This is a genomic window from Bradyrhizobium sp. (genome assembly GCF_019242285.1).
In the GTDB taxonomy this organism is placed as follows: domain Bacteria; phylum Pseudomonadota; class Alphaproteobacteria; order Rhizobiales; family Xanthobacteraceae; genus Bradyrhizobium.
This window is the reverse complement of the sequence record NZ_JAFAVV010000399.1, coordinates 1-4415: the sequence shown is the minus strand read 5'-3', so window position 1 is coordinate 4415 and position 4415 is coordinate 1. Positions and strand designations below refer to the sequence as shown.

General features: G+C 65.5%; 4 protein-coding genes and 1 pseudogene. 1 reads left to right on the top strand and 4 read right to left on the bottom strand.

Going from position 1 to position 4415, the window contains the following annotated elements:
• The 4 genes and pseudogenes from JOY90_RS15505 to glyA form a co-directional block, all read right to left on the bottom strand.
• Positions 1–266: pseudogene (locus tag JOY90_RS15505) on the bottom strand (riboflavin synthase); the annotation flags it as partial.
• Complete coding sequence (gene ribD, locus JOY90_RS15500; RefSeq protein WP_291691995.1) at positions 266–1414, bottom strand: bifunctional diaminohydroxyphosphoribosylaminopyrimidine deaminase/5-amino-6-(5-phosphoribosylamino)uracil reductase RibD; 1149 nt, start codon at positions 1412–1414, stop codon at positions 266–268. The gene ribD and the pseudogene JOY90_RS15505, both read right to left, overlap by 1 nt.
• Positions 1411–1893, bottom strand: coding sequence for a transcriptional regulator NrdR (gene nrdR / locus JOY90_RS15495; protein ID WP_291691994.1), 483 nt, complete (start codon positions 1891–1893; stop codon positions 1411–1413). Before nrdR ends, ribD begins: the two co-directional genes overlap by 4 nt.
• A gap of 13 nt (positions 1894–1906) precedes the next feature.
• The gene (gene glyA, locus JOY90_RS15490; protein WP_291691993.1) at positions 1907–3220 is read right to left on the bottom strand and encodes a serine hydroxymethyltransferase; all 1314 of its coding nucleotides are present in this window, start codon (positions 3218–3220) and stop codon (positions 1907–1909) included.
• 1023 nt (positions 3221–4243) lie between these two features.
• Here glyA and JOY90_RS15485 point away from each other — a divergent pair.
• Positions 4244–4415, top strand: a 172-nt coding sequence (locus JOY90_RS15485) for a cold-shock protein (protein ID WP_291691996.1), incomplete at its 3' end; no start/stop codon positions are given.

Here is a 4415-nt window from a genome sequence, read left to right as displayed (position 1 = left end):
AGGTTGAGCCGTGTGCCGACCGTCCAGTGCCTTGCCGTGGTCATGGCGAGCGTCTCCGCCGCGGTATCGACCTCGAACCAGGTCCTGCCGCCATCCGTGCCAGACGCAACGACAGTGAGGCAGACGCCGCTGCAGGCGATCGAGGCGCCGTCGGCGATGGTGGCCTGATCATAGCCGCATATGATGCGCAGGCGGTGCAATTGACCCTGCGCCACCGGCTGCAACGCCGTGATCTCGCCGATATCGGTGACGATCCCTGTGAACATCACGCCCGCTCGTAGATGGTCAAATTGTCCTGATCCAGCGCCTCGCTAGCACGAAGCCTGAAGCTCGGCGACTGCGTGATCGCCGACAGCGGCAATGCGTCCAGCGCATCGACCCCGTCGGCCCCGATCGCCTCGGAACCGCGGAACAGCCGGATCTCGTCAACAAGCCCGGCGGCGACGAAAGACGACGCCACCCGGCTGCCGCCCTCCACCAGGAGCCGCGTGATGCCGCGCTCGGACAGCGCCTGCAACACGGCCGGAATATCGAGCCCACCTCCATCGTCACGCGCGATCCTGATCACCTGCGCGCCGGCCGCGCCGAGCCTCATGGCCGCGGCGGCTTCCGCCCATTCCGAGCCCAGCACCCAGAGCGGCGTCTCACGCGCCGAATGCACCAGGCGGCAGTTGCCGGAAAGCCGCAGCGCGCGATCCAGCACCACCCTGACGGGGGATCGCGCCGCCATGCCCGGCAGGCGGCAGTTCAGCAGCGGATCGTCGGCCAGCACCGTGCCGATCCCGACCAGGACGGCGTCGCATTGCGCCCGCAACAGATGGACGCGCGTGCGCGCAGCCTCGGCGGTGATGGCGACGGGCCTGCGGCCGGCCGCACCGATCTTGTCGTCGGCGGAGACCGCGAGCTTGAGGATGACATGGGGACGCTGGTCGCGGATGCGCCGGAAATGGCCGGCATGGTCATGCGCCGCCTCGGCCGCGCATAGCCCGACATCGACCACGAGGCCGGCTGAGCGCAATCTCGCATGCCCCTCCCCCGCGACGTCCGGATTGGGGTCCTCGATCGCCGCCACCACGCGGGCGATCCCGGCGGCGATGACCGCATCCGCACAGGGCGGCGACTTACCGTAATGAGAGCAAGGCTCCAGCGTCACATAGAGTGTCGCGCCGCGCGCGGCCTCACCGGCCCGCCGCAAGGCCTCCGGCTCCGCATGCGGCCGGCCGCCGGGCTGGGTCCAGCCGCGGCCGACGATGACGCCGTCCTTGACCACGACCGCGCCGACCGCCGGGTTCGGCCAGGTCCGCCCCTGCCCACGCCGCCCGAGCCTCAGCGCGAGCTGCATGAAGCGCCGATCGGCATCCTTGGCCTGCCGGCTCTTCTCTGCGAATTGATCCTCCAGGATGCGGAAGATCATTTTCGGATGGTGACGACGCGGGCGTCCTCCTCGCCGGAGAGCTCGCCGAGCACCGCCTCGAAATCCTTGGCCTCGCGGAAATTGCGATAGACCGAGGCGAAGCGCACATAGGCGACGTCATCGAGCGCGCGCAGATGTTCCATCACGGTCTCGCCGATCACCTCGGACGAGATCTCCGCCTCCCCCGCGCTTTCCAGCTCGCGCACGATCGACGACACCATCTTCTCGACCCGCTCCGGGTCGACCTGACGCTTGCGCAGGGAGACCTGCACCGAGCGCATCAGCTTGTCGCGGTCGAACGGCACCCGGCGGCCGTTGCGCTTGATGACGGTGAGCTCGCGGAGCTGCACCCGCTCGAAAGTGGTGAAACGGAAATTGCAGGACACGCAGACCCGCCGCCGCCGGATCACCGAGGAATCCTCGGTTGGACGGGAGTCCTTCACCTGGGTATCGAGACTGTTGCAGCTTGGGCAGCGCATCCGCTTCTCGACCTCACTGATAGATCGGGAAGCGGTCGGTCAGCGCCTTCACGCGTTGCTTGATCGCCGCCTCCACCAGCGGCGCCTTGCCGTCCGGCGACTGCGCCAGCGCGTTCAGCACCTCGGCGATCATGCCCGCCACTTCCTTGAATTCGCCGACGCCAAAACCGCGCGTGGTCGCGGCCGGCGTGCCGAGGCGAAGGCCCGAGGTGACGAAGGGTTTTTCCGGATCGAAGGGAATGCCGTTCTTGTTGCAGGTGATGGCGGCACGCACCAGCGCCTTCTCCGAGACGTTGCCCTTCAGCCCCTTGGGCCTGAGGTCGACCAGCATCAAATGGTTGTCGGTGCCGCCGGAGACGATCTCCAGCCCGTGGCCGCGCAGGCTCTCGGCCAGCACCTTGGCGTTCTCGACCACGTTCTTCGCGTAGATCTTGAAGTCGGGCCGCAGGGCCTCGCCGAGCGCCACCGCCTTGGCCGCGATCACATGCATCAGCGGACCACCCTGGAGCCCAGGGAATACCGCCGAGTTGAGCTTCTTGGTCAGCGATTCATCGTTCCACAGCATCAGGCCGCCGCGCGGCCCGCGCAGCGACTTGTGCGTGGTCGTCGTCGTGACATGGGCATGGGGCACGGGCGAAGCATGCACGCCGCCCGCGACGAGGCCGGCGAAATGCGCCATGTCGACCATCAAGCAGGCGCCGACGCTGTCCGCGATCTCGCGGAAGCGCTTGAAGTCCCAGGCGCGCGAATAGGCCGAGCCGCCGGCGATGATCAGCTTCGGCTTCACCTCGGCGGCCTGCTTCGCAACTGCGTCCATGTCGATGATCTGGTCCTCGCGGCGCACCGTGTAGTGCGCGACCTTGAACCACCTGCCGGAGATGTTCACGGGCGAGCCGTGGGTGAGATGACCGCCGGCGGCGAGATCGAGGCCCATGAAGGTGTCGCCTGGCTCGAGCAGTGCCAGGAACACCGCCTGGTTCATCTGGCTGCCGGAGTTCGGCTGGACGTTGGCGAAGGCTGCGCCGAACAGTTTCTTGGCGCGCTCGATCGCCAGCGTCTCGGCGAGGTCGACCCATTCGCAGCCGCCATAGTAGCGGTTGCCGGGATAGCCTTCCGCATATTTGTTGGTCATCACCGAGCCCTGTGCTTCCAGCACGGCGCGGCTGACGATGTTCTCCGAGGCGATCAGCTCGATCTCATGCCGCTGCCGGCCGAGCTCGCCCTGGATCGCGGCGGCGATCTCGGGATCGGCCTCGGCGAGACTAGCGGTGAAAAATGAATCGGGCGCGGAAGCAGTTTTGGCATGAGCGGAGATCGGAGGCGTCATCGGCGAAATGTCCCCATAGCCGCAGTCCCTGGGGACGGTGCGGTCGGTCTTAAATGGCGGATCGGAAGCAGATCGCCGCCGATTAGCACATCGAACAGCCATGGCCAAGGACTTGCGGTAGCTGCCTGACAATTATGCCAGATATGGTGGGATTGGCGGGATCGGAGGCCCCGCCCCCAACTTCCCGTGCTCGCAGACAGACCTTCGGGCGAGGTATCATCGCACTTCCATCGTCGGGAGCCATGCAGCCACCTTCCTGCGGCGCGGGAGACGCCCAGGTTGCGCTTTGTTCAATACCCTCGAAATCAAGAGGGCGCAGGGAAGACCGGGTGCCGGCTGGCACCCATGGCCCCCGTGCAGCAGAAACGCACGGGGCAGGAACCACAGGCTCAGCCGAGTTGACCCGACCTTCCCTGCGCGATGGTTTTAACCCTTATAGCGCGCTCTCCCTGGTGACCGGGCTTGATTGCCACCATCCCTCGCGAAATCATCATCCCGCGAACTTGATCCCAGCGTCGGGGGATCAGGACCACACGCCTTCGGCGTCCGCGCAGGCACCGCTCGTCTGGCAGCACCGTCGCGTCCATCGCATCCCCGCCTCACGTTCGGTGACGATTGGCCAAACGTCCCTCTTGCCGAGGCGGGATGGCGCGGATTGTGCCACCGATTTGCGACGAGGTCAACGGCTTTTCCGAAAATCAGAAGCGACGCGCTGCATCGAAGATATGCACCCGCTGGCGTTGCCCGGCACGAAGAATCGGTCGGGTGGGCAAAGCGACCTTCTTGCGCGAAGCACTGCCACGAGTGGCGCTTCATTGGGCTGTGAGCAAGCGACGACGCAGCGAGGATGCGCGCGTCGAGTCTCGGCCCGCCTCCTTGCATTTTTGCAGCCAGGGTGTAGTTTGTGAATATTCGATTAGCCGCTGTGCCTTTCTGAACGCGCCTGCGGGCTCCTTCCCAAAGACATCGACCAGTTGAATGGAATCGCGTGATGGTCATGCGAAATATGCTTTGGAGAAGAAAATGCCGACAGGCACTGTCAAGTGGTTCAACGGTCAGAAGGGTTTTGGATTTATCCAGCCCAATGATGGCGGAAAGGATGTGTTCGTGCATATCAGCGCCGTGGAACGGGCGGGACTTTCCGGCCTTGCAGAGGGCCAGAAGGTTGCCTTCGAACTCAAGACCGACAAGATGC